Below are 23,993 nucleotides of genomic sequence, written 5' to 3'. Positions count from 1 at the left end.
GGTTAGGAAAAGAAGAAAGCTATAAACGCAATCACCGGCACGGAAAGAATAAACCAGGCGAAGAAGCCAAGGTATTCACCAGGAGGCAGATTGCAGTAGTGGATCAGAACACCAAACCAGGCAATCAGCCAAAACAAGCCTAAAAGATATGGCCAAGAGGGGCCCAGGTCTTTCTTCTGACCCTTTTTATCCATTCAACTCATCTGCCCTGGCCTGAGCCTTCTCAAAATCCAGGTCGCCGCTGTATATCGAGCGGCCGCAGATCACGCCTTCCACGCCCTCTTCCTCGACTTCGCAGAGTTTTTCGATGTCGGCCATGTTCGAGAGGCCGCCGGAGGCGATCACGGGAATGGTCAGCGCCTGGGCCAGCTTGACGGTGGCGTCGATGTTGATGCCGGTCAGCATGCCGTCCCGGCCTATGTCGGTGTAGATGATGGATTCGACGCCGTAGTCCTGGAATTTCTTGCCCAGGTCTATGACCTCGTGGCCGGTCATCTTGCTCCAGCCGTCGGTGGCGACCTTGCCGTCCTTGGCGTCCAGGCCGACGATGATGTGGCCGCCGAAGGCCGTGCAGGCGTCCTGCAGGAAGCCGGGGTTCTTCACGGCGGCCGTGCCGATGATGACGTAGCGCAGGCCGGCGTCCAGGTAGCGCTCAATCGTGTCCAGGTCGCGGATGCCGCCGCCCAGCTGCACGTCGATTTCACTGCCGACTTCGGCCAGGATCTGCTTGATGGCCTGCTCGTTGCGGGGCTTGCCCGCGAAAGCACCGTTCAAGTCCACCAGGTGCAGGCGGCGCGCGCCCTTGTCGACCCAGTTGCGCGCCATGGCGGCCGGGTCTTCGCTGAAGATGGTGGATTGATCCATGTCGCCCTGTTTGAGGCGAACGCAGTGACCGTCTTTCAGGTCAATCGCGGGGATAAGTAGCATGTGGCGGTAAAAAAGACGGTAAAAAAAGAAGATGGGTGCTCAGGGTAACAAAAAGTCCGGTGTCCCGGTACCGGGTCTGACCCAAGGCGCTGCCGGCGGCTAGGGATTCCAGTGCAGGAAGTTGCGGTACAGGGCCAGTCCGTGGTCGGCGCTTTTCTCGGGATGGAACTGGGTGGCAAAAATATTATCGCGTGCAATCGCCGCCGCAAAGCGCGCGCCGTAGTCGGCTTCGCCGGCGATGTGGCGCGCGTCCGACGGGTGGGCATAAAAGCTGTGCACAAAATAAAAGTACGCGCCGTCAGGCACGCCGGCCCAGACCGGATGGGCTTTTGCCGTGCCCGCACCATTTTGGTAGACCTGGTTCCAGCCCATCTGCGGCACCTTGTAGCGGCTGCCGTCGGGTTGCGTCCTGCCCGCCAGTTCGAACTTGACGACCTCGCCGGGAATCAGCCCCAGGCCGTTGGTGCCGGCGCCGCCGTCGCCGGGCTGGCCTTCGTCGCTGTGGCTCAGCAGCATCTGCATGCCCACGCACACGCCGAACAGCGGCTTGTGGGCCGCCGCGTGCAGCACCGACTCCAGCATGCCGGAATCGGCCAGTTCGCGCATGCAGTCGGCAATCGCGCCCTGGCCGGGCAACACGATGCGCTCGGCCTGCATGACGTCCTCGGCCTTGGAGGTCACGAGCACTTCAAAGCCGCTGCCCGCCGCCACATGGCGCACAGCCTGCGACACGGAATGCAGGTTGCCCATGCCGTAGTCGACCACGGCCACTGTTTTGGGTTTTGCCATCAGGGGTTCAAGAAGGGTTGACTGTGAATTTAGGGGCTGCCGGCGCCCATTTGTAGGGGGCTACGCCAAAAAAACGGGGTGGAACCCGGCGCGGCAACTTTGGGAGGGTGGCTTAGAGCGAGCCCTTGGTCGAGGGGATCACACCGGCCGCGCGCGGGTCTATCTCCAGCGCCATGCGCAGCGCGCGGGCAAAAGCCTTGAACACGGTCTCGGCCTGGTGGTGGGCGTTTTCACCCTTGAGGTTGTCGATGTGCAAGGTCACGAAGGCGTGATTTACAAAGCCCTGAAAGAATTCGTAGGCAAGCTGGCTGTCAAAGGTACCGATCATGCCGCTCTTGAAGGGCACATGCATTTCCAGCCCCGGGCGGCCCGAGAAGTCGACCACCACGCGCGACAGCGCTTCGTCCAGCGGGACATAGGCATGGCCGTAGCGGCGCAGGCCTTTTTTGTCGCCCACGGCCTTGGCCACGGCCTGGCCCAGCGTGATGCCCACGTCTTCCACCGTGTGGTGGCCGTCGATGTGCAGGTCGCCCTTGGCCTGGATGTCCAGGTCTATCAGCCCGTGGCGGGCGATCTGGTCCAGCATGTGGTCGAAAAAGCCTATGCCCGTGGACAGGTTGGCCTTGCCGGTGCCGTCGAGGTTGAGCTTGACGGTGATCTGGGTCTCGGCGGTGTTGCGCGAGACCTCGGCGATGCGGGGAGCGAGGGTTGGGGTAGTCATAGGGATTTTTCAAGCGCCGCCAGCATTTGCGCGTTCTCGTCCGCGGTGCCGACCGTCAGGCGCAAACAATTGGCCAGCAATGGATGCATTTTAGAAACGTTTTTGACCAGCACCTTGTGGGATTTCATGCCCTCAAAGGTTTTGGCCGCATCGGGCACGCGCACCAGGATCATGTTGGCATCGCTTTTCCAGGTTTTGACGCCCTTGGCCGCCATGCCGGCCAGCGCGTCCATCAGCACGGCGCGCTGGGCCACCAGCTCGCTGGCCTGGGCGGCGAATTCGGCCCGGTGCTCCAGCGCGAACAGCGCGCACTCGTAATTGAGCACGCTGATGTTGTAGGGCGGGCGCACCTTGTCGACCTCGGCGATCAAGGCCTTGGGGCCCATCATGTAGCCCAGGCGCACACCGGCCAGGCCGAACTTGCTCAGGGTGCGCATCAGCAGCACATGGCCGTGCCTGGCAATGCGGTCTATATAACTTTTGCTTGAAAACGGCTGGTAGGCCTCGTCCATCACCACCAGCCCGGGCGCCGCCTCGATGATTTTTTCGATCACCGCGTCGTCCCACAGGTTGGCCGTGGGATTGTTGGGATAGGCCAGGTAGATGATGGAAGGCTGGTGTTCCTTGATCGCGGCCAGCATGGCGGCTTCGTCGAGTTCAAAGTCGGCCGTCAGCGGCACGCCGATGAATTTCAGGCCCTGCAGCTGCGCGCTCATGGCGTACATCACAAAACCCGGCAGCGGCGCCAGAATGGAGCCGCCCTCCACGTCGCAGGCCATGGCCAGCAGCGAAATCAGCTCGTCCGAGCCGTTGCCCAGCATGATGTCGAAGCCTTCGGGCATGCGCGCGTAGTCGGCCAGTGAGCGGCGCAGCTCGTTGACCCGGCCGTCGGGGTAGCGGTTCAGCGCCAGTGCGCCCAGGCGCTGGCCCAGCTTGGCCTGCAGCGCCATGGGCAGGCGGTGCGGGTTCTCCATGGCGTCGAGCTTGACCATGCCGGCCGAGTCCTGGATGGCATAGGCATGCATGGACTGCACGTCCTGGCGTATCAGTTTTTTGAATTTGGGATCCAGAGAGGGGGCAGGCAGGGTCATGGGAGCTTCTCCAGCAGTTCAATGCCGGTTTTAAAAGGGTTGATCACCTGGACACCGCCGTAGTGCTGCTCATGCGCCAGGCTTTCGCTGAGCAAATAGCGGCAGCCCAGGTGCTGGGCCGCCGCGACGACCAGGCTGTCGCGGTAGTGCAGGCCGTAGCGGCTTTCCACCGCCCAGGCGGATTCGACGGTCGCGTGGTCGGTTTGCCAGGGCTGCCAGAGTTCATAGCGGCGCACCTCGGCGCGCGCATCGCCGGCCGGCATGGGCGGCTGGATCTTGCGCGTGGCCAGCAGGTAGAACTCATTGAGCACCTGGGTGCTGGTGCGGCCCAACCCGCGCCGCCACAACACGGTCAGCCAGGCCAGGGCGGCCTGCTGTTTGGCCCGGTCGGCGCCGTCTTCGCTGTGCAGCAGGATGCTGGCGTCCACAAAGACGCCGGTAGAAGCCTCGCTCATGCGCCGCGCTCGTCCAGTTCAAGGCGCGTGGGATAAGGCTGCCCGTTGGACACCCAGAGCCTGTCCTTGTTTTGCCAGTCATGCAGGGCGCGCTGGTAGGCGTCGGTGCGCTGCATCTTCTCGGCCAGCATCTCGCCCACCAGGCGCGAGACGCTGGTATTGCGCCGCGCCGCCTCGATGCGCACCCATTCCAGGGCGGCATCGTCCACGGTGATGGTCACATTCTTCATGGCTCGAAGTTTACACGAATTTCGTGTTGCACGAAATTCGTGTAATTTGAAGCCTTATTTCAGCCGCATCTCGGCCGCCCGCGCATGCGCCTGCAAACCCTCGCCGTAAGCCAGCTCGGCGGCGATCTTGCCCAGCACCTGGGCGCCGGCTTCGCTGACCTCGATCAGGCTGGAGCGCTTCTGGAAGTCGTAGACGCCCAGCGGGCTCGAAAAGCGTGCCGTGCCGCTGGTGGGCAGCACGTGATTCGGGCCGGCGCAGTAGTCGCCCAGCGATTCGCTGGTGTAGGCGCCCAGGAAGATGGCACCGGCGTGCCTGAGCAGCGGCTCCCATTTGTGCGGCTCGCGGCTGGAGACTTCCAGGTGTTCGGGCGCGATGCGGTTGCTGATCTCGCAGGCTTCTTCCATGCTGCGGGTGTGGATCAGCGCGCCGCGGCCGCTCAGGGATTTGGCGATGATCTCGGCGCGCGGCATGTCGGGCAGCAGGCGGTCAATCGCGGCCTGCACCTGGTCGATATAGGCGGCGTCGGGGCACAGCAAAATGCTTTGCGCGAGTTCGTCGTGCTCGGCCTGGCTGAACAAGTCCATGGCGACCCAATCGGCCGGTGTGCTGCCGTCGGCCAGCACCAGGATTTCCGAGGGGCCGGCGATCATGTCTATGCCCACCGTGCCGAAAACGCGCTTCTTGGCGCTGGCGACATAGGCATTGCCGGGGCCGGTGATTTTGTCGACCTTGGGCACGGTCTGCGTGCCGTAGGCCAGCGCGGCCACGGCCTGAGCGCCGCCAATCGTGAAGGCGCGGGTCACGCCGGCCACATAGGCGGCGGCCAGCACCAGGGCGTTTTTTTCGCCTTTGGGCGTGGGGACGACCATGATGATTTCGCCGACACCGGCCACGTGGGCGGGGATGGCGTTCATCAGCACCGACGACGGGTAGGCTGCCTTGCCGCCGGGCACATAAATGCCGACGCGGTCCAGCGGCGTGACCTTCTGGCCCAGCAGGGTGCCGTCTTCGTCGCGGTAGCTCCAGCTCTCGCCGCTGGCCTTCTTCTGAGCCTCGTGGTAGCTGCGCACGCGGCGCGCGGCGGCTTCGAGCGCATCGCGCTGGGCCGCCGGAATGGTGTCGAACGCGGCTTTCAACTCGGCCTGCGTGAGTTCCAGCTCGCCCATGGCGGCAACGTTGAGCCCGTCGAAGCGCGCGGTGTATTCAAGCACCGCCGCATCGCCGCGCTGCTGCACATCGGCCAGGATGTCGGCCACGCGCTGCTCGATGGCCGCGTCGGTGTCGGCGGACCAATGCAGGCGCGCCTTGAATTCGGCTTCAAAAGTGGCGGAAACCGTGGATAGGCGGGCGGGCGCGGCGGTCAGTTTCATGGCTCAGGATTTTCGCGAGGAGGCCGTTGCGGCCGAAAGGGCATCGATCAATTGGCGAATAGGCGCCTGCTTGAGCTTGAGCGCGGTCTGGTTCACCACCAGGTGCGAGCTGATGTCCATGATGCGCTCGACCTCGACCAGGTGGTTGGCCCTGAGCGTGCTGCCGGTGGACACCAGGTCGACGATGGCGTCGGCGAGACCCGTGAGCGGCGCCAGTTCCATGCTGCCGTAGAGCTTGATCAGGTCGACGTGCACGCCCTTGGTGGCGAAGAAATCGCGCGCGATCGCCACGTACTTGGTGGCGACCTTCAGGCGCGAGCCCTGGCGCACGGCGGCGGCGTAGTCAAAGCCTTCGCGCACGGCCACGCTGATGCGGCATTTGGCGATCTGCAAATCGAGCGGCTGGTACAGGCCCTGGCTGCCGGATTCGAGCAGAGTGTCCTTGCCGACCACACCGAGGTCGGCGCCGCCGTACTGCACATAGGTGGGCACATCGGTGGCACGCACCAGCACCACGCGCACGCCCGTCTGGTTGGTGTCCAGGATCAGCTTGCGGGATTTTTCGGGGTCGTCCAGCACCTCGATGCCGGCGCTTTTGAGCAGCGGCAGGATGTCGTCGAAGATGCGGCCCTTGGACAGTGCGAGCGTGATCATGCTTTCACCCGTTCTATGTCGGCGCCGATTCCGCGCAGCTTGGCTTCCATCTGGTCGTAGCCGCGGTCCAGGTGGTAGATGCGGTCCACCAGGGTTTCGCCTTCGGCCACCAGGCCGGCGATCACCAGGCTGGCGGAGGCGCGCAAGTCAGTCGCCATGACGGTGGCACCAGACAACTTTTCGACGCCTTCCATGACGGCGATCTTGCCGTCGATCTGGATCTTGGCACCCAGGCGGACCATCTCGTTGACGTGCATGAAGCGGTTTTCAAAAATCGTCTCGGTCACGGTGCTGCTACCCTGCGCGATGGCGTTGAGCGCCATGAACTGGGCTTGCATGTCGGTCGGGAAGCCAGGGTACTCGGTGGTGCGGAAGGATTGCGCCTTCATGCGGCCGCTGGCCTGGATGCGGATAAAGCCCTCGCCCGCCGTCACGGTGGCGCCGGCTTCGCGCAGCTTGTCGATCACGGCGTCGAGGTGGTCGGCGCGGCCGTGCTTGAGCACCACGTCGCCGCCGGCGGCCGCGACCGCGCACAGAAAAGTGCCGGTCTCGATGCGGTCGGCCACCACCTGGTGGGTGCAGCCGTACAGGCGCTCCACGCCCTGGATGCGGATGCGGCGCGTGCCGTGGCCTTCAATCTTCGCGCCCATCTTGATGAGCATTTCGGCCAGGTCGCCGATCTCGGGCTCCTGCGCGGCGTTTTCCAGGATGGTCTCGCCTTCGGCCAGGCTGGCTGCCATCAAAAAGTTCTCGGTACCGGTGACGGTCACCATGTCGGTGGTGATGCTGGCGCCCTTGAGCCGCTTCTGGCCGGCCGGCAGCTTGGCGATCATGTAGCCGTGCTCGACCACGATCTCGGCACCCATGGCCTGCAGGCCCTTGATGTGCTGGTCCACCGGGCGCGAACCAATGGCGCAGCCGCCAGGCAGCGACACGGTGGCTTCGCCGAAGCGCGCCAACAGCGGCCCCAGCGCCAGCACCGAGGCGCGCATGGTCTTGACCAGCTCGTAGGGCGCCTCGGGCGAGCTCAGCGGCCCGGCATTGATGCGCACCGTGCCGTCATCGCCGCGCTCGGCTTCCACGCCCATGTTGCGGATCAGCTTGAGCATGGTGGCCACGTCCTGCAGGCGCGGCACGTTGCGCAGCGTCACCTCGTCGGCCGTCAGCAGCGCGGCGCAAAGCTCGGGCAGCGCGGCATTCTTGGCGCCGGAAATTTCGACCGTGCCGGCCAGCGGCTTGCCGCCCTTGATGAGTAGTTTGTCCATGTTCTTTTCAGTTCGCGTTGCCGTTGTTGGTATTGGCCCATTCGGTGGGCGTGTAGGTTTTCATCGACAGCGCATGCACCTCGTCGGTCTGCATGCGGCCGCCCAGCGTGGCGTAGACCTTCTGGTGGCGCTGGATCAGGCGCTGGCCTTCAAAGGCGCTGGACACCACGGTGGCATACCAGTGCCGGCCGTCGCCCGACAGCTCGATGTGCTCGCAGGGCAGGCCCGCGGCGATGATGGATTGCAGTTCTTCGCTGGTCATGTCTAGTGTCTTATTTTGTAGCCGGTGCGCAGCAGGTTGACGGCCACCGCGCTGACGGCCAGCAAGGCTGTCGCGACAATGCCCAGGCTCAGCCAGGGCGAGACGTCGCTGACGCCGAAAAAGCCGTAGCGGAAACCGTCGATCATGTAGAAAAAGGGGTTCAGGTGGCTGACCTTCTGCCAGAAGGGCGGCAGCGAGTGGATGGAGTAAAACACGCCGCTCAGGAAAGTCATGGGCATGATGACGAAGTTCTGGAAGGCCGCCATCTGGTCGAACTTCTCGGACCACAGCCCGGCGATCACGCCCAGGGCGCCCAGCATGGCGGCGCCCAGCACCGCGAACAGCACGATCCACAGCGGCGCCACAAAAGCCGGTTGGCCGAAAAACACGGTGACGGCGAACACGCCCACACCGACCAGCAGGCCGCGCGCGACCGAGGAGCCCACATAGGCGAAAAACCAGTGCCAATGCGACAGCGGCGTGAGCAGCACAAACACCAGGCTGCCCATGATCTTGCTCTGGATCAGCGAAGAGGAGCTGTTGGCAAAAGCGTTCTGCAGCACGCTCATCATCACCAGGCCAGGCACCAGGAAAGCGGTGTAGCTGACCTGGTCGTAGACCTTCACCTGGTCCTGCAGCACATGGCCGAAGATCAGCATGTAGAGCACGGCGGTCAGCACCGGTGCACCCACGGTCTGGAAGCCTACCTTCCAGAAGCGCAGGGTTTCCTTGTACAAAAGGGTTTGCCAGCCTGTCATGTTGCTACTTTCGCGAGATCTACCGCCACGGCCGGGGTTTCGCCGGCGGGCTTTTTGTTCATGACGTCGAGGAAGACGTCTTCGAGGTCGGCCTTGCGGATTTCAACGTCCTCGGCCACCAGGCCCGCCTCGCGGATCGCCGCAAGGTATTGCTCGATCTCGTGGGCGTTGTGCGCCGGGAACTGCACGATGCGGCCGGTGATGCGGGCCTGCACCGCCAGGTGCGTGGGCAGCTCGCTGTCGATCTTGAAGCGCAGCACGTTGGAAGACGCCGCCTTGAGCAGCTCGGAGGTTTGCGCCAGCGCCACCACCCGCCCCTGCTTGAGCATGGCAATGCGGCTGCACAGGGCTTCGGCTTCTTCGAGGTAGTGCGTGGTCAGCAGCACGGTGCTGCCCTGCTTGTTGAGTTTGGCGATGAACTGCCAGAGGGTCTGGCGCAGCTCCACGTCGACACCGGCGGTGGGCTCGTCGAGCACGATGACCTGCGGCTTGTGCACCAGGGCCTGCGCCACCAGCACGCGGCGCTTCATGCCCCCGGAGAGCTGGCGCATGTTGGCGTTGGCTTTGTCGGCCAAGCCCAGGCTGACCAGCAGTTCGTCTATCCAGTCGTCATTGCGCTTGATGCCGAAATAGCCGGACTGGATGCGCAGCGCCTCGCGCACCGAGAAAAAGGGATCGAACACCAGTTCCTGCGGCACCACGCCGAGCTTTCGGCGGGCGCTGGCGTAGTCGGCCAGCACGTCGCTGCCGTGGACCTTGACGGTGCCGCTGCTGGCGCGCGAGAGGCCGGCCAGTATGCTGATCAGGGAGGTTTTCCCGGCGCCGTTGGGGCCCAGCAGGCCAAAAAATTCGCCCTGCCGGATATCGAAACTGACGTCGTCAAGCGCCTTGACGACCGGACCCGTTTGATTTCGCGCGGAGGAATAGGTTTTGGAGACGGACTGGAATGAGATCGCTGGCATGAGCCCGCCATTTTAAGGGCGGATGCCGTTTTGGCCGGGCCGGGCCGTGGAATGCCCCGTGGCGGCGGCTCAGGCCGCGGCGGCCGGAATCAATTCCGCCACGCCGTACAGGCCCGCCAGCTGGCGCAGCCGGGGCGGCAAGCCCGCCACAGCGAAATCCTTGCCGGCGGCCAGCGCTTCCCGCCGGCACTCCAGCAGCACCGCCAGCGCGGAGGAATCAAACTCCTTGAGCGCGCCGGCGTCCGCCACCACCCCGGCGGGCTGGGACAGCACGGCCTGTTTCAGGCCGAGCGAAAAACCTGCGGCCTCGGCGTGCGTGAGGACGGGGGGAAGCGTGAGCACCGATGGGCCCGCTCAGGAAGACTTCTTGGCAACCGAGCCGCTGTTGGACTGGTTGCGCTGTACCAACGAGGCAATCAGGCCGTCCACACCCTTGGTGCTGATTTCCTGGGCAAACTGGGTGCGGTAGGTTTCCACCAGCCACACGCCCAGCACGTTGAGGTCATAGATCTTCCAGCCCGTGGGGGTTTTTTCCATGCGGTAGTCCAGCTGGACGGGGTCACCCCGGCCCAGGACTTCGGTGCGCACCACCACTTCGGTGTCGGCGGCCTCCGCGCGCAGCGGCTTGACGCTGACGGTCTGGTCGCTGACTTGCGCCAACGCGCCGGAATAGGTGCGGATCAGCAGGATCTTGAACTCCTCCTGCAGTTTCTTTTGCTGCTCGGGCGTGGCCTGGCGCCAGTTGCGGCCCACGGCGGCTGCCGTCATGCGCGTGAAGTTCACGTTGGGCATGATCTTGCTGTCGACCAGGGACAGCACTTTGGTCAGGTCGCCGGCTTTCACCGCCTTGTCGGTCTTGATGTTGTCCAGCACTTCGGCCGACACGCGTTTGATCAGCGCGTCGGGGGCCTCGTCGGCGGCGCGCACAAAAGGCGCGGCGCCCAGCAAGGCGAGGCTGAGGGTGGCGGTCAACAAATGGCCAAGGGTTCTGCGTTTCATGATGCTCCTTCATATCGAAACATGGGGCTCAGTGTCGCGGGCATCGGGTTGATGCACGGCGCGCTGAAAACCGGTGCTTCGAGGGTATTTTGCGGGATGGTTTCCGGACTGGGGATGAAGTTATTCGGCAGTCTTGTAAATATTGGCACTACCAGGCCTTCACAAGAGCGGGTTTGCCCCTGTAAAAGCCTGTTTCAACTGCTTACTTGGCTGCCGGCTTAGGCTGCGCGCCTTCAGGCAGGTCAAAGCGTTCTTCCTTTTCCGCCGGCGTGTTGCCGATCAGGCTGTTGCGGCGCTGCTGGTAGATATCGCGGGTAAAGCTGTATTTGTCCAGCGCCGCCTGATCCAGCACATCGCCAGCGCCCAGCAGGTTGGCGCGCACATTGACCGCGCGCAGCGTCGTCAGGGTGTTGCGGACACGGACGTTCTTGGCCTGGCTGACCGCGTCCAGCTGGTAATCCACCACCAGGCCGGCGGTGTCGCGCACCGAGGAAGGGCCCAGCACAGGCAGCACCAGGTAGGGGCCCGAGCCCACACCCCAGACACCCAGGGTCTGGCCGAAGTCTTCCGAGTGCTTCTGGATTTTCATTTCACTGGCCACGTCAAAAATGCCGCCCAGGCCCCAGAGGGTGTTGGTGGTGACGCGGAACAGGCTGTCAGCGGCGGCTTCGCCCTTGCCCTGCAGCAGGTTGTTGACCATGGACCAGACGTCGGAAATGTTGCCGAAGAAGCTGGTGACCCCGGTGCGCACGGGCTGGGGCGTGACGTCGCGGTAGGCGGTGGCTACGGGCTTGAGGACGGCGCGGTCCAGGCCCTCGTTGAAGCCGAACATGGCCCGGTTAAACGGCTCCAGCGGATCGGACGGATTGGCGCCCGGGCCGGTTGCGCATCCCTGAAGCAGCGCCACTGCGAGAACGGCGCCGGCCCACCCTGTTGATTTTTTCATTGTGTTGTTGTTCGTCATTTTTTTTGTGTCGTCGCTGGTGGCGGCGCAGACCCTGATCCGGAACTGCTGTCCGCCGCTTTACTGTATAAAAATTGGCTGATCAGATTCTCAAGCACCACGGCGGACTGGGTGTTTTTGGTCACATCCCCCGCGGCGAAATTTTTCTCGTCCCCACCGGCCTCCACGCCGATGTACTGCTCACCGAGCAGGCCGCTGGTCAGAATCTTCAGCGAGCTGTCCTTGGGAAACACATAACGGCTCTCCATGGCCAGGCTCACGCTGGCCTGGTAGGACTTGTCGTCGAAAGTGATATTTTCAACTCGCCCGACCACCACACCCGCGCTTTTGACCGCGGCGCGCGGCTTCAGGCCGCCGATATTGTCGAATTTCGCCGTGATCTTGTAAGAAGTGTCGAAATTCAGTGAAAGAAGGTTGGCGGACTTCAGTGCCAGAAACAGGATGGCCAGGCCCCCGATCAGGACAAACAGGCCAACCCAGAGATCATTTTTGGAGCGTTGCATTGTTTTCTTTCAGTGGCCCGGCAAGGCGGCCGCGGCTTGGGCCTTGCGCCATCCCTTCAAGGCAGACACTGGAATGGCGGATTTTCTCATGGACAAATTAAAAATGTTTGAAGGCGGTTATACGGCTACAAGCTACAGGCTGAACATGGACGCGGTCAGCAGGAAGTCCAGCCCCAGCACGGCCAGCGAGGCCACCACCACGGTGCGCGTGGTGGCGCGCGAGACGCCCTCGGGCGTGGGCTGGGCTTCAAAGCCCTGGTGCAGGGCGACAAAGGTGACAGTCACGCCGAACACAAAACTCTTGATGATGCCGTTGCCCACGTCGCGCCAGACGTCCACGCCGGACTGCATCTGGCTCCAGAAGGAGCCGGCGTCTATGCCTATCATGACCACGCCGACCAGCCAGCCGCCCAGGATGCCCACGGCGCTGAAGACCGCGGCCAGCAGGGGCATGGCGATGATGCCGCCCCAAAAACGCGGCGCCAGGATGCGGCGTATCGGGTCCACCGCCATCATTTCCATGGCCGAGAGCTGTTCGCCGGCTTTCATCAGGCCGATTTCGGCGGTCAGGGCCGTGCCGGCGCGGCCGGCGAACAGCAGCGCCGTGACCACCGGCCCGAGCTCGCGCACCAGGCTGAGCGCCACCAGCAGGCCCAGCGCCTCGGCCGAACCGTAGCGCTGCAGCGTGTAGTAGCCCTGCAGGCCCAGCACAAAGCCCACAAAGAGGCCGGACACCGCGATGATGGCCAGCGAATAGTTGCCCAAAAAGAAGATCTGGTCGCGCACCAGGCCGAAACGGGCCAGGGCCGGCCCGCTCAGGGCGACCAGGCGTGACATCAGCCGCGCGGCATAGCCGACGTCGGCCAGCTGCCTGCGCACCGCAAAACCGAGGTCGGACACCAGGGCGACGGGACTGTAGCGGCTCATGCGCGCTCCTTTTTGGCGGCATCCGCGTTGCCGAAGTCGGCCTCCACGCCGGGCCCGGGGTAATGGAATTTCACCGGGCCCTCGCTTTCGGCATTGACGAACTGGTGCACCAGCGGGTCGGTGGAGCGCCTGACTTCATCGGGCGTGCCCTGGGCCGCGATGCCGCCGTTGGCCAGGATGATGACCTTGTCGGCGATGCGGAAGGTTTCTTCCAGGTCGTGCGAGACGACGATGCTGGTGATGCCCAGGGTGTCGTTGAGCTGGCGTATGAGCTGCGCGGCGGTGCCCAGCGAGATAGGGTCCAGCCCTGAAAACGGCTCGTCGTACATGATGAGTTCTGGGTCCAGCACGATGGCGCGCGCCAGCGCCACGCGCCTGGCCATGCCGCCGGAGATCTCACTGGGCATCAGGTCGCGCGCACCGCGCAGGCCTACGGCGTTGAGCTTCATGAGCACGATGTCGCGGATCAGGCGTTCACTCAGCGCGGTGTGCTCGCGCAGCGGGAAGGCCACATTGTCGAACACGCTCAAATCGGTGAACAGCGCGCCGAACTGGAACAGCATGCCCATGCGCCGACGTGCGGCGTACAGCTCTTGCTGCACCAGCTGCCCGACGTCCTTGCCGTCGAACAAGACGGCGCCGTGGGTAGCCTTTTGCTGGCCGCCTATCAGCCGCAGCACAGTCGTCTTGCCGCCGCCCGAGGCGCCCATCAGCGCGGTGACCTTGCCCCTGGGCACGGACAGGGTGACCCTGTCCAGAATCACGCGGTCGCCCGCGGAACCCGGATAGGAAAAGGTCACATCCTTGAATTCAACCAGTGATGAAGCGAGGGTGTCGGCCATGGAGAAAAAGAGGGGCCGACGAGCGCGCCGGCGAACTAGGGGAATGCCCTAATGATACGGGGTTTGGCCGCCCCCATTCCGGGAAGTAATACCAGGCAGTAATACCGTGGGGTTTCCGTCACGCCGCTTGCAGCGCAGGCCGTCGCACCCAGGCACAGCCTGGGGTTTCCTCAGTCGTCTGGTTCAGCGAGGCAGGTCGCTGTAACCCATCAGGAATTCGCCGACGGCACGCGCGGCCTGGCGGCCTTCGCGCACCCCAAGCATTAGCTTGGGGTTTCATTAGCCGCCCCTTGGGGCGATTGCGAAGGCCGGGCGCTGCGTTCAGCGAGGCAGGTCGCTGTAACCCATCAGGAATTCGTCGACGGCGCGCGCGGCCTGGCGGCCTTCGCGAATCGCCCATACCACCAGGCTCTGCCCACGGCGGATGTCGCCGGCGGCAAACACCTTGGGCACATTGGTGGCGTATCCGCCGGTGAAGTCGGTGCCCGCCTTGGCGTTGCCGCGGTTGTCTTTTTCAACGCCGAAAGCATCCAGCACGGAAGCCACCGGCGAGACAAAGCCCATGGCCAGCAGCACCAGGTCGGCCTTGAGGGTCTGCTCGGAGCCGGGCACCTCGGCCATCTTGCCGTCTTTCCACTCGACGCGAACCGTCTTCAGGCCCGTGACCTTGCCCTTTTCGCCGATCAGCTCCTTGGTGGAGATGGCGAACTCGCGCTCGCAGCCTTCCTCGTGCGAGGAAGAGGTGCGCAGCTTGATGGGCCAGTAAGGCCAGGTCAAGGGGCGGTTTTCTTCTTCGGGCGGCTGGGGCATCAGTTCAAACTGCGTGACGCTGACGGCGCCGTGGCGGTTGCTGGTGCCCACGCAGTCGGAGCCGGTGTCGCCGCCGCCTATCACGATGACATGCTTGCCGTCGGCGCGCAGCTGGCCCTTGACCTTGTCGCCGGCATTGACCTTGTTCTGCTGGGGCAGAAATTCCATCGCGAAATGCACGCCGTCCAGGTCGCGGCCGGGCACCGGCAGGTCGCGCGACTGCTCGGCGCCGCCGGTCAGCATCACGGCGTCAAAGTCTTTTTGCAGCTGCTCGGGGCTGATGCTTTCCTTGGCCCAGTTGGTGACCTTGGAGTCCTTGGGCAGGCTGCCCACCATCACGCCGGTACGGAATACCACGCCTTCGGCCTTCATCTGCTCGACGCGGCGGTCGATATGGACTTTCTCCATCTTGAAGTCGGGGATGCCGTAGCGCAGCAGGCCGCCAATGCGGTCGTTCTTCTCGAACAGCGTGACCTCGTGGCCGGCGCGCGCCAGCTGCTGGGCCGCGGCCATGCCGGCCGGACCGGAGCCGACGACGGCGACCTTCTTGCCGGTCTTGTGTTTGGGCATCACGGGCTTGACCCAGCCTTCGGACCAGGCGCGGTCAATGATGGCGTGCTCGATGGACTTGATGCCGACGGCGTCGTCGTTCACGTTCAGCGTGCAGGCGGCCTCACAGGGCGCCGGGCAGATGCGGCCGGTGAACTCGGGGAAGTTGTTGGTGCTGTGCAGCGTGTCGATCGCGTTTTTCCAGTCGGCGCGAAACACCATGTCGTTGAAGTCGGGAATGATGTTGTTGACCGGGCAACCGTTGTTGCAGAACGGCGTGCCGCAGTCCATGCAGCGCGCCGCCTGCTTGTTGGCCTGCGCGTCGTCCAGCCCGATGACAAATTCGCGGTAGTTCTTCAGGCGCTCCGGCACGGGCTTGTAGCCCTCCTCGATGCGCTCGTATTCCATGAAGCCGGTGATTTTTCCCATGATGAGGTCCTGTGCGATTCTTTTTTAAGCTTTTCCGGCTGCCGGCCCGTCATCACGGGCGCGGGCAGTTCCGGTTCAATGCAAGCGTGGGGTGGGCGGCCTACTTGGCGGCCACCGCTTCCTGGTTGGTGGCGACCTGGGCCCGGGTGGTCTCGGTCGCCGCCTCGAGCCGGCGCTCCTTGCGCTCGATCAGGGCCCGCTTGTACTCGTTCGGGAAGACCTTGACGAACTTCAGGCGCGACTCGCCCCAGTTATCCAGCAGTTCGCGCGCGCGCTTGCTGCCGGTCCAGCGGTTGTGGTCCTGCAGCAGGCGCTTGAGCAGTTCCTCATCGCTTTCGCCGGCATGCCAGTCGGCCTTGTCGTGGGTGTGCTGTTCGGTCGTGGTGACGATGCGGTCCATGGAGACCATGGAGGTGTTGCAGCGCGTGGCGAAGAGGCCGTCTTCGTCGTACACATAGGCCACGCCGCCGCTCATGCCCGCGGCGAAGTTGCGGCCGGTCTTGCCCAGCACCGCGACGGTGCCGCCCGTCATGTATTCGCAGCCGTGGTCGCCCGTGCCTTCAACGACCGCCGTGGCGCCCGACAAGCGCACGGCAAAACGTTCGCCGGCCACGCCGCTGAAGAAGGCCTCGCCAGTGGTCGCGCCATAGAGCACGGTGTTGCCGACGATGGTGTTCTTCACCGCGTCGCCGCGGAAGTCTATGCTGGGTCGCACCACGATGCGCCCGCCCGACAGGCCCTTGCCGGTGTAGTCGTTGGCGTCGCCTATCAGGTACATGGTGATGCCCTTGGCCAGGAAGGCGCCGAAGGACTGCCCGCCCGTGCCTTCAAGCTGTATGCGCAAGGTGTCGTCGGGCAGGCCCTGCGGATGGTGGCGCGTGAGCTCGCCCGAGAGCATGGCGCCCACGGTGCGGTTGACGTTGCGCGCGACTTCGATGAACTGGACTTTTTCGCCCTTTTCAATCGCGGCCTTGGATTTTTCGATCAGGCGCACGTCCAGCGCTTTTTCCAGCGCGTGGTCCTGCTCCATGACGTGCAGGCGCGGCACGTCGGCCGGCACATTGGGCTGGTAGAACAGGCGGCCGAAGTCCAGGCCGCGGGCCTTCCAGTGTTCAATGCCTTTTTGCGTGTCCAGCAGGTCGGCGCGGCCGATCAGGTCGTCGAACTTGCGCACGCCGAGCTGCGCCATGAGCTGGCGCGCTTCCTCGGCGACGAAGAAGAAGTAATTGACGACATGCTCGGGCTTGCCGCTGAATTTCTGGCGCAGCACCGGGTCCTGCGTGGCCACGCCGACGGGGCAGGTGTTGAGGTGGCACTTGCGCATCATGATGCAGCCTTCGACCACCAGCGGCGCGGTGGCGAAGCCGAACTCGTCGGCGCCCAGCAGCGCGCCGATGATGACGTCGCGGCCGGTTTTCATCTGGCCGTCGGCCTGCACGCGGATGCGGCCGCGCAGGCGGTTGAGCACCAGGGTCTGCTGGGTTTCGGCGAGACCAATTTCCCAGGGCGAACCGGCATGCTTGATGGACGACCAGGGCGAAGCGCCCGTTCCGCCATCATGGCCGGCGATCACCACGTGGTCGGACTTGGCCTTGGCCACGCCGGCCGCGATGGTGCCGACGCCGACTTCGCTGACCAGCTTGACGCTGATGCTGGCGCGCGGGTTGACGTTCTTGAGGTCGTGGATCAGCTGGGCCAGGTCTTCGATCGAATAAATGTCGTGGTGCGGTGGCGGCGAGATCAGGCCGACGCCCGGCACCGAGTAGCGCAGCTGGCCGATGTATTCGCTGACCTTGCCGCCGGGCAGCTGGCCGCCCTCGCCGGGCTTGGCGCCCTGGGCCATCTTGATCTGGATCTGGTCGGCCGACACCAGGTATTCGGCCGTGACGCCGAAGCGGCCCGAGGCGACCTGCTTGATGCGCGAGCGCAGCGAGTCGCCGTCCTGCAGCGGCAGGTCAACCTCGACCTGTTTCGGGCCGATCACGCTTTTGAGCGTCTCGCCCTTCTTGATCGGGATGCCCTTGAGCTCTTGCCGGTAACGGTTCGGGTCTTCACCGCCCTCGCCCGTGTTGCTCTTGCCGCCTATGCGGTTCATGGCGATAGCCAGCGTGGCGTGGGCCTCGGTGCTGATGGAGCCCAGCGACATGGCGCCGGTGGCAAAACGCTTGACGATTTCCTTCGCCGGCTCGACCTCGTCGATCGGGATGGCTTTGGAAGGGTCGATCTTGAACTCGAACAGGCCGCGCAAGGTCATGTGGCGGCGGTTCTGGTCGTTGATCAGCTGGGCGTATTCCTTGTAGGTGTTCCAGTTGTTGGAGCGCGTGGAATGCTGCAGCTTGGCAATGGCGTCAGGCGTCCACATATGGTCTTCGCCGCGCACGCGCCAGGCGTATTCACCGCCGGCGTCCAGCATGTTGGCCAGCACCGGGTCGTTACCGAAGGCGGCGCGGTGCATGCGCAGCGCTTCCTCGGCGATCTCGAACACGCCCATGCCCTCGACCTGGCTGGCCGTGCCGGTGAAGAACTTGGCCACGGTGTCGCGGTTCAGGCCTATGGCCTCGAACAGCTGGGCGCCGCAGTAGCTCATATAGGTGGACACGCCCATCTTGGACATGATCTTGGACAGGCCCTTGCCGATGGCCTTGGTGTAGTTGTACACAGCCTTGTCGGTGCTGAGCTCGCCCGGCAGGCCCTTGGACAGCTCGGCCAGGGTTTCCATCGCGAGGTAGGGATGGACGGCCTCGGCGCCGTAGCCGGCCAGCACGGCGAAGTGGTGCACCTCGCGCGCGGAGCCGGTTTCCACCACCAGGCCGGCCGTGGTGCGCAGGCCTTCCTTGACCAGGTGCTGGTGAATGGCCGACAGGGCCAGCAGGGCCGGGATGGCGACCTGCGTGGCGCTGATGCCGCGGTCGCTGATGATCAGGATATTCTTGCCGTCCTTGATCGCGTCAACCGCCTCGGCGCACAGCGAGGCCAGCTTGGCCTCCACCCCTTCGTGGCCCCAGGCCAGCGGGTAGGTGATGTCCAGGGTGTAGCTCTTGAACTTGCCCTGGGTGTGCGCCTCGATGTCGCGCAGCTTTTGCATATCGGCCACGTTGAGCACCGGCTGGCTGACTTCCAGCCGCATGGGCGGGTTGACCTGGTTGATGTCCAGCAGGTTGGGCTTGGGGCCGATGAAGGACACCAGCGACATCACGATGGCTTCGCGTATCGGGTCGATGGGCGGGTTGGTCACCTGCGCGAACAGCTGCTTGAAGTAGTTGTAGAGCGGCTTGTCCTTGTTGGACAGCACGGCCAGCGGGCTGTCGTTGCCCATGGAGCCGGTGGCTTCCTCGCCGTTCGCGGCCATGGGAGACATCAGGAACTTGATGTCTTCCTGCGTGTAGCCGAAGGCCTGTTGGCGATCGAGCAGCGGAATGTCGGAGACAGGCGCGGCGGCCGCGGCGGGCTTGCTTGCCTTGCCGGCCACGTCGTCGAGCTTGATGCGCAGGTTTTCGATCCACTGCTTGTAGGGTTTGCTGTGCGCCAGCGTGGCCTTGATTTCCTCGTCATCGACCATGCGGCCCTGTTCCAGGTCGATCAGGAACATCTTGCCGGGCTGAAGGCGCCATTTGCGCACGATCTTGTGCTCGGGGATGGGCAGCACGCCCGATTCGGAAGCCATGATGACCAGGTCGTCGTCGGTCACGCAGTAGCGCGAGGGGCGCAGGCCGTTGCGGTCCAGCGTGGCGCCTATCTGGCGGCCGTCGGTGAAGACGATGGAGGCCGGGCCGTCCCAGGGCTCCAGCATGGCGGCATGGTATTCATAAAAGGCCTTGCGGCGCTCGTCCATGGTGGTGTGCTGTTCCCAGGGTTCGGGAATCATCATCATCACGGCCTGGCTGATCGGGTAGCCGGCCATGGTCAGCAGTTCCAGGCAGTTGTCGAAGGTGGCGGTGTCGGACTGGCTGGCAAAGCTGATCGGGTAGAGCTTTTGCAGGTCGGCGCCCAGCACCGGCGAGGACATCACGCCTTCGCGCGCCTTCATCCAGTTGTAGTTGCCCTTGACGGTGTTGATTTCGCCGTTGTGCGCGACATAGCGATAGGGGTGGGCCAGCGGCCACTCGGGGAAGGTGTTGGTGGAAAAGCGCTGGTGCACCAGGCCCAGCGCCGAAACGCAGCGTGTATCGGTCAGGTCGCGGTAGTAAGTGCCCACCTGGTCGGCCAGCAGCAGGCCTTTGTAGACCACCGTGCGGCTGGACATGCTGGGCACGTAATATTCCTTGCTGTGCGTCAGGCGCAGGTTCTGGATGGCCGCGCTGGCGGTCTTGCGAATCACGTAGAGCTTGCGTTCCAGCGCGTCCTGCACGATCACGTCGTTGCCGCGGCCGATAAAGATCTGCCGCAGGATGGGTTCTTTTTTGCGCACGGTGGGCGACATGGGCATGTCGCGGTTGACCGGCACATCGCGCCAGCCCAGCAGCACCTGGCCCTCGGCCTTGACGGCGCGTTCCAGCGCCTGTTCGCAAGCCAGGCGGGAGGCGTGCTCTTTGGGCAAAAACACCATGCCGACGCCGTATTCGCCGGGCGGCGGCAGTTGCACGCCCTGCGCGGCCATTTCTTCACGGTACAGCGCGTCGGGCAGCTGGATCAGGATACCGGCGCCGTCGCCCATGAGCTTGTCGGCGCCCACTGCGCCCCGATGGTCGAGGTTTTCGAGGATCTTGAGGCCTTGCTGGACGATGGCGTGGCTTTTATGCCCCTTGATATGTGCCACGAAACCGACGCCGCAGGCATCGTGTTCGTTGGCTCCGGCGTACAAACCGTTTTCTTCAAAATGCTTGATTTCAGCAGCCGTGGTCATGGCAATTCCTCGTCGGGGTGGGATGGGGGCGCTGAACGCGTCCTGTGAGAGGGGCCGCAACGCACCCATCCGCAGTTTCATAATTTTTCGCAGGGAATGGGGAGCATAGTGCAGTGCAACAACAATGCCAAGAAGTTTAAATAGGGTCAGATTCCAATTAAAAATCGATAAATTTAATCAACATTTAATTGGGGACATATTAAATTCGAGCGCAAAAAAGCCTTGAATGGCGTTGTTCAAGCCGGTGGCAAGTCCTCTTTGGCGGCCATGGCCGGCCGACCCGCCTGGTTTTTGGTCACGCGGCGCTCGGTGCGCTTTTGCAGTTCGGCCAGGAATTCATCCCCACCCAGCGCCCAGCCGCTGAGGGCCGAGCGGGTCAGCAGCTCCTGCTGCTCCAGTGTGATGCCGGCACGCACCAATGAGGCGTAGGCCGCCTCGCGGGCAAAGGGTGTGTTGCCCAGTGCCCAGACCAGGGGATGCGGCGTCAGCAGGCTGTCGACCCGCAAGCCCGCATAGTGGCCGTGGCTGGACCACGGATAGTCCCTGGCTTCGGCCACCAGCCCCGCGCGGACCGGGTTCAGGTCGATATAGGCCATGCACGCCAGCAAATAGCGCTCCGCCTCGATCACGGTGGCGCGGTAACGCCCCTCCCACAGGGTGCCGGAACGCCCCTGGCTGTCGTTGAAGTAGCGCACATAGCGCCGTCCCGCGGCCTGCATCATCTGCGGCAGGCCGTCCGCGGTGCCGGGCGTAGCCAGCAGGTGGAAGTGGTTGTCCATCAGCACATAGGCATGCAGGGCCACGCCGAATTTGCGCGCGCTTTCGTCGAGCAGTCGCAGCAGCATCTGGTGATCGGCGGCGCAGGAAAAGACGGCTTGCCGGTTATTGCCGCGCTGGATGATGTGATGGGGGAAACCGGGAAGCGTCAGACGGGGAAGACGGGCCATGGAATGCAACAGCTGGAGTTGGCACCATGATATTGGAATCCGACCCTAATTTCCCGACACCTCCTCGCCTCTTTCGAGAGGCATGGAGCCGCTGCCGCTCAGCGGACGACTTTGCCGTCAGGCGTGATGGTGACGAGGTCGATCGCACGCACCGATTCGTATTTCTTGGCGCGCAGGTTGACGCGAAAGCCGCCCACGTCGTAGTCCGTCATGGTTTCAAACGCTTTTTGCAGGCCGGCCCGGTCGGGCTTTCCGCTGCCTGCCGCGCTGCGACGCACACCTTCGGCAAAGGTCTTGGCGGCGATATAGCCTTCCACGCTTTCATAGCTGGGCGTCTGGTCGGTCTGGTTCAGCACATCAAGGTATTCCTTGATGATCGGCATGCCGGTGCTGCGCGGCGAGGGCACAACCTGGGAAATCACGACGCCGCCGATTTCCTTGCCCAGGGCGCTGAAAAGCGGGTCAATACCAACGACGGAAAAATTCAGGAATTGCCCGCCATAGCCGGCCTGGCGCATCTTGCGGATGAAGGCAGCCGATGAATTGAACAGGCTGACCTGGATAACGGCCTGGGGCTGCACCTTCATCAGGGAGGCCACGGCCGCGTCGACCTTGTCGCTGTTGACCGGCGACAGGGCGCTGCCAACGATGGCCGGCCGCTTCAGGTCGACCAGGGCCTGGTTGACGGCCGCCAGGCCGCCGCGCCCCATGGCGTCGTCTTCGGCAAACACCGCGATGCGGTCCTGGTTCAGCGTCGCGCAGTGGCGCGCGATTTTGTAGGCTTCATCGGCCAGCGCGGGACGCACGTGGAACACATTGCTGAGCGAGGGATCATGCAGCGCGTCCGACGCAGCAAACGGCGCGAAGAACAGAGTGTTGGAAGCTTTTGCCGCGGCGAAGGCGGCATCGCAGCTGGCGGTGCCGGTAAAGCCGAAAAGCGCGTCCACGTCGTCGTCGATCAGCTGCTTGGCGTTGCCGGCGGCCTTGGCCGGAACGTAGCCGTCATCGAGGGCCTTGACTTCGATCTTGTAGCCGCCCGCGCCGTTCTTGGCGTTGATCGCGTCAAAATAAATTTTGGCGCCGTTGAGGTAGGCCAGGCCGATCTGGTCGGCGGCGCCGGTCAGGGGAACGGATTGCCCGACGACGATTTTTCGCCCGGCCCTGCCCTGCGCCCACAGCGCGGGGCTTGCCACCACGGCGCCTGCGGATACACCACCGAGAATTAACTGACGCCGATTGAAGCCCATGACAACACCTTTTGAGATACGAATAGCCAAAGCAGGTTTGATGCCCGCAACTGCAGCATGCGCTTACTGTTCCAAAAAAATGTCACAAAGTGTGCGCAATCCCCAAGCGTAATCCGTGCTGGACCGAAAAGACAGCAGGAAAAATGCCGACACGTCATAAGCCTATGCGCCGTCATGTGGCTGACTGATGACCGCTTCGCCTGTTTGTGTGTCGGACTAGGGCCGGGGTGCGCGCAAAACCAGCAAACGGTGCAGCCGTAGCGCCAGAACCAGGCCCAGGGCGGAACTGGCCGCAGTGACCCAGCCCGTCCATTGCCAGCCCCCTGCCTCGGCGGCCACCCAGGCCACCAGCGGAGGCCCGGCGAACTGGCCCAGCGCCGACCATTGCTGCATCCAGCCTACCGTGGTGGACACCGTATCGGTGCTGGGCGCCAGCCGGATGGACAGGCTGAACAAGGTGGCGGGAACCAGGCCGCCCAGCATGGAGAAACCCATGATCGCCGCGTACTGCAGCGCGGGCGGCACGCCCGAAAACGCCAGCAAGGCGCCGCCCGCCATCGCCAGAAATCCTGCAGCCAGCAAGGCCAGCGGCGGCAGGCCGCGGCCGAGCAGCCGCCCGGCGGCGACGTTGCCGATGATGTTGGCGGCCGCTGCCAGCGCCGTCAGCGGCCCGGCCCAGCCGCCGGCCACACCGGCTTGCGCATAGATGGACGGCAGGAAACCCACCACGGCGAGCCATTGTCCGGAGTAGGTCGCAAAGGCCAGGGCCATAAGCCAGGCGGCGCGCGAGCGCAAGGTCGTCACGATGAGCTGGCGATTGCGCGGCCGACCCACGGGCGCAGCAGCCTCAGGCGGCTCCCCCGGCACACGCCACGCGAGGAGCAGGGCCAGCGCCGCAGCCAGCGCGGCCAGCAGCCACCACAGGAGGCGCCAGCCCCACTGCGGGCCGGCCCATGCGATGACAAGAGGCCCGGCCAGCAAGGCCAGCGAAGCCCCCAAAGGCATGTAGGCGCCCCACATGCCGAGCATGCCGCTCAATTTTTCCGGCGGCACCAGGCGGCGCACCAGGGCCGGCGCCGGCAGCACCACCCACAAAAAACCCAGGCCCTCCAGGACACGTGTCGCCAGCAAGCCATGAACGCCGGGCGCCATGGCGCCCAGGGCGCTGGCCGACGCCAGAACCCAGAGGCCGGCCAGCATGCTGCGCTTGAGCCCCACGCGCTGCACGGCCAGCCCGGTCACAAGGCCCAGGGTCATGCCGGCCAGCTGGACGAGCGAGAGCAGGAAGCCGGCCTGCAGCAGCGAAACGCCGAGCACCTGGCCCAGCACGGGCAAGGCGGGCGGCAGCTTGCCCACATGCAACGCGGCCACCACGCCGGCCGCGATCACGCACCAGGCGGCGCGCGCGCTGGCGGCGGTATCCGGCTTTGCGTCAGTCACACGGCGCG

At 64.3% G+C, this 23,993-nt stretch carries 24 protein-coding genes; all 24 read right to left on the bottom strand.

All coding sequences use genetic code 11. The features are described from left to right. Nucleotides 1–2: 2 nt before the first annotated feature. The 24 genes from AC1DUN_RS12625 to AC1DUN_RS12510 all read right to left on the bottom strand — a co-directional run bounded on the left by AC1DUN_RS12625 (nt 3) and on the right by AC1DUN_RS12510 (nt 23,985). The gene (locus tag AC1DUN_RS12625; protein ID WP_074577918.1) at nt 3–194 is read right to left on the bottom strand and encodes a hypothetical protein; all 192 of its coding nucleotides are present in this window, start codon (nt 192–194) and stop codon (nt 3–5) included. Further along, nucleotides 187–927 (bottom strand): 1-(5-phosphoribosyl)-5-[(5-phosphoribosylamino)methylideneamino]imidazole-4-carboxamide isomerase, encoded by a 741-nt coding sequence (hisA, locus tag AC1DUN_RS12620; protein WP_007868120.1) that lies wholly within the window; start codon nt 925–927, stop codon nt 187–189. The genes AC1DUN_RS12625 and hisA overlap by 8 nt, the downstream gene beginning before the upstream one ends. A gap of 99 nt (nt 928–1,026) precedes the next feature. Beyond that, nucleotides 1,027–1,716 carry an imidazole glycerol phosphate synthase subunit HisH gene (gene hisH / locus AC1DUN_RS12615; protein ID WP_477714253.1) on the bottom strand — a complete coding sequence of 230 codons (690 nt, stop codon included), beginning with the start codon at nt 1,714–1,716 and terminating at the stop codon, nt 1,027–1,029. Between the two features lie 112 nt (nt 1,717–1,828). Then, nucleotides 1,829–2,437 carry an imidazoleglycerol-phosphate dehydratase HisB gene (hisB, locus tag AC1DUN_RS12610; RefSeq protein ID WP_477714252.1) on the bottom strand — a complete coding sequence of 203 codons (609 nt, stop codon included), beginning with the start codon at nt 2,435–2,437 and terminating at the stop codon, nt 1,829–1,831. Continuing rightward, complete coding sequence (hisC, locus tag AC1DUN_RS12605) at nt 2,434–3,528, bottom strand: histidinol-phosphate transaminase (RefSeq protein WP_477714251.1); 1,095 nt, start codon at nt 3,526–3,528, stop codon at nt 2,434–2,436. The genes hisB and hisC overlap by 4 nt, the downstream gene beginning before the upstream one ends. Further along, nucleotides 3,525–3,983, bottom strand: coding sequence for a PIN domain-containing protein (locus AC1DUN_RS12600; protein ID WP_477714250.1), 459 nt, complete (start codon nt 3,981–3,983; stop codon nt 3,525–3,527). The genes hisC and AC1DUN_RS12600 overlap by 4 nt, the downstream gene beginning before the upstream one ends. Then, nucleotides 3,980–4,213, bottom strand: a complete 234-nt coding sequence (locus AC1DUN_RS12595) for a hypothetical protein (protein ID WP_007868133.1) — start codon at nt 4,211–4,213, stop codon at nt 3,980–3,982. Before AC1DUN_RS12595 ends, AC1DUN_RS12600 begins: the two co-directional genes overlap by 4 nt. Nucleotides 4,214–4,267: 54 nt before the next feature. Continuing rightward, entirely contained in the window at nt 4,268–5,584 is a 1,317-nt protein-coding gene (gene hisD / locus AC1DUN_RS12590; RefSeq protein ID WP_477714249.1) for a histidinol dehydrogenase, read from the bottom strand. A gap of 3 nt (nt 5,585–5,587) precedes the next feature. Beyond that, nucleotides 5,588–6,238: an ATP phosphoribosyltransferase gene (hisG, locus tag AC1DUN_RS12585; protein WP_477714248.1), complete on the bottom strand. Its 651-nt coding sequence runs from the start codon at nt 6,236–6,238 to the stop codon at nt 5,588–5,590. Then, the gene (murA, locus tag AC1DUN_RS12580; RefSeq protein ID WP_477714247.1) at nt 6,235–7,503 is read right to left on the bottom strand and encodes a UDP-N-acetylglucosamine 1-carboxyvinyltransferase; all 1,269 of its coding nucleotides are present in this window, start codon (nt 7,501–7,503) and stop codon (nt 6,235–6,237) included. The genes hisG and murA overlap by 4 nt, the downstream gene beginning before the upstream one ends. Before the next feature lie 7 nt (nt 7,504–7,510). Then, the gene (locus tag AC1DUN_RS12575; protein WP_007868148.1) at nt 7,511–7,765 is read right to left on the bottom strand and encodes a BolA family protein; all 255 of its coding nucleotides are present in this window, start codon (nt 7,763–7,765) and stop codon (nt 7,511–7,513) included. 2 nt (nt 7,766–7,767) lie between these two features. After that, the gene (locus AC1DUN_RS12570) at nt 7,768–8,523 is read right to left on the bottom strand and encodes an ABC transporter permease (RefSeq protein ID WP_074577910.1); all 756 of its coding nucleotides are present in this window, start codon (nt 8,521–8,523) and stop codon (nt 7,768–7,770) included. Next, complete coding sequence (locus AC1DUN_RS12565; protein WP_477714246.1) at nt 8,520–9,485, bottom strand: ABC transporter ATP-binding protein; 966 nt, start codon at nt 9,483–9,485, stop codon at nt 8,520–8,522. The genes AC1DUN_RS12570 and AC1DUN_RS12565 overlap by 4 nt, the downstream gene beginning before the upstream one ends. Before the next feature lie 69 nt (nt 9,486–9,554). Continuing rightward, nucleotides 9,555–9,827, bottom strand: coding sequence for an STAS domain-containing protein (locus AC1DUN_RS12560; RefSeq protein WP_477714245.1), 273 nt, complete (start codon nt 9,825–9,827; stop codon nt 9,555–9,557). A gap of 12 nt (nt 9,828–9,839) precedes the next feature. Next, the gene (locus tag AC1DUN_RS12555) at nt 9,840–10,484 is read right to left on the bottom strand and encodes an MlaC/ttg2D family ABC transporter substrate-binding protein (RefSeq protein ID WP_074577907.1); all 645 of its coding nucleotides are present in this window, start codon (nt 10,482–10,484) and stop codon (nt 9,840–9,842) included. 202 nt (nt 10,485–10,686) lie between these two features. Next, nucleotides 10,687–11,430: an MlaA family lipoprotein gene (locus AC1DUN_RS12550; protein WP_477714244.1), complete on the bottom strand. Its 744-nt coding sequence runs from the start codon at nt 11,428–11,430 to the stop codon at nt 10,687–10,689. Nucleotides 11,431–11,444: 14 nt separating this feature from the next. Then, a complete protein-coding gene (mlaD, locus tag AC1DUN_RS12545; RefSeq protein WP_074577905.1) occupies nt 11,445–11,951 on the bottom strand; it encodes an outer membrane lipid asymmetry maintenance protein MlaD in 507 nt (168 codons plus the stop codon). A 132-nt stretch (nt 11,952–12,083) separates the two neighbouring features. After that, nucleotides 12,084–12,878 carry a lipid asymmetry maintenance ABC transporter permease subunit MlaE gene (gene mlaE, locus AC1DUN_RS12540; RefSeq protein WP_074577904.1) on the bottom strand — a complete coding sequence of 265 codons (795 nt, stop codon included), beginning with the start codon at nt 12,876–12,878 and terminating at the stop codon, nt 12,084–12,086. Beyond that, nucleotides 12,875–13,720 (bottom strand): ABC transporter ATP-binding protein, encoded by an 846-nt coding sequence (locus tag AC1DUN_RS12535; protein ID WP_477714243.1) that lies wholly within the window; start codon nt 13,718–13,720, stop codon nt 12,875–12,877. Before AC1DUN_RS12535 ends, mlaE begins: the two co-directional genes overlap by 4 nt. 321 nt (nt 13,721–14,041) lie before the next feature. Beyond that, complete coding sequence (locus AC1DUN_RS12530) at nt 14,042–15,508, bottom strand: glutamate synthase subunit beta (protein WP_477714242.1); 1,467 nt, start codon at nt 15,506–15,508, stop codon at nt 14,042–14,044. A 100-nt stretch (nt 15,509–15,608) separates the two neighbouring features. Next, nucleotides 15,609–20,351 (bottom strand): glutamate synthase-related protein, encoded by a 4,743-nt coding sequence (locus tag AC1DUN_RS12525; protein WP_477714241.1) that lies wholly within the window; start codon nt 20,349–20,351, stop codon nt 15,609–15,611. A 236-nt stretch (nt 20,352–20,587) separates the two neighbouring features. Continuing rightward, on the bottom strand, nt 20,588–21,298 hold the full coding sequence (locus AC1DUN_RS12520) for a transposase (RefSeq protein ID WP_477714240.1): 711 nt from the start codon (nt 21,296–21,298) through the stop codon (nt 20,588–20,590). 98 nt (nt 21,299–21,396) lie between these two features. Continuing rightward, nucleotides 21,397–22,545 carry an ABC transporter substrate-binding protein gene (locus AC1DUN_RS12515; protein WP_477714239.1) on the bottom strand — a complete coding sequence of 383 codons (1,149 nt, stop codon included), beginning with the start codon at nt 22,543–22,545 and terminating at the stop codon, nt 21,397–21,399. Nucleotides 22,546–22,761: 216 nt separating this feature from the next. Next, nucleotides 22,762–23,985, bottom strand: a complete 1,224-nt coding sequence (locus tag AC1DUN_RS12510) for an MFS transporter (protein ID WP_477714238.1) — start codon at nt 23,983–23,985, stop codon at nt 22,762–22,764. Nucleotides 23,986–23,993 lie beyond the last annotated feature (8 nt).

It is taken from the genome of Polaromonas sp. P4_F6 (assembly GCF_056401275.1).
Note: the sequence above shows the minus strand (reverse complement) of the source record. Positions and strands in the feature narration are given on the sequence as shown.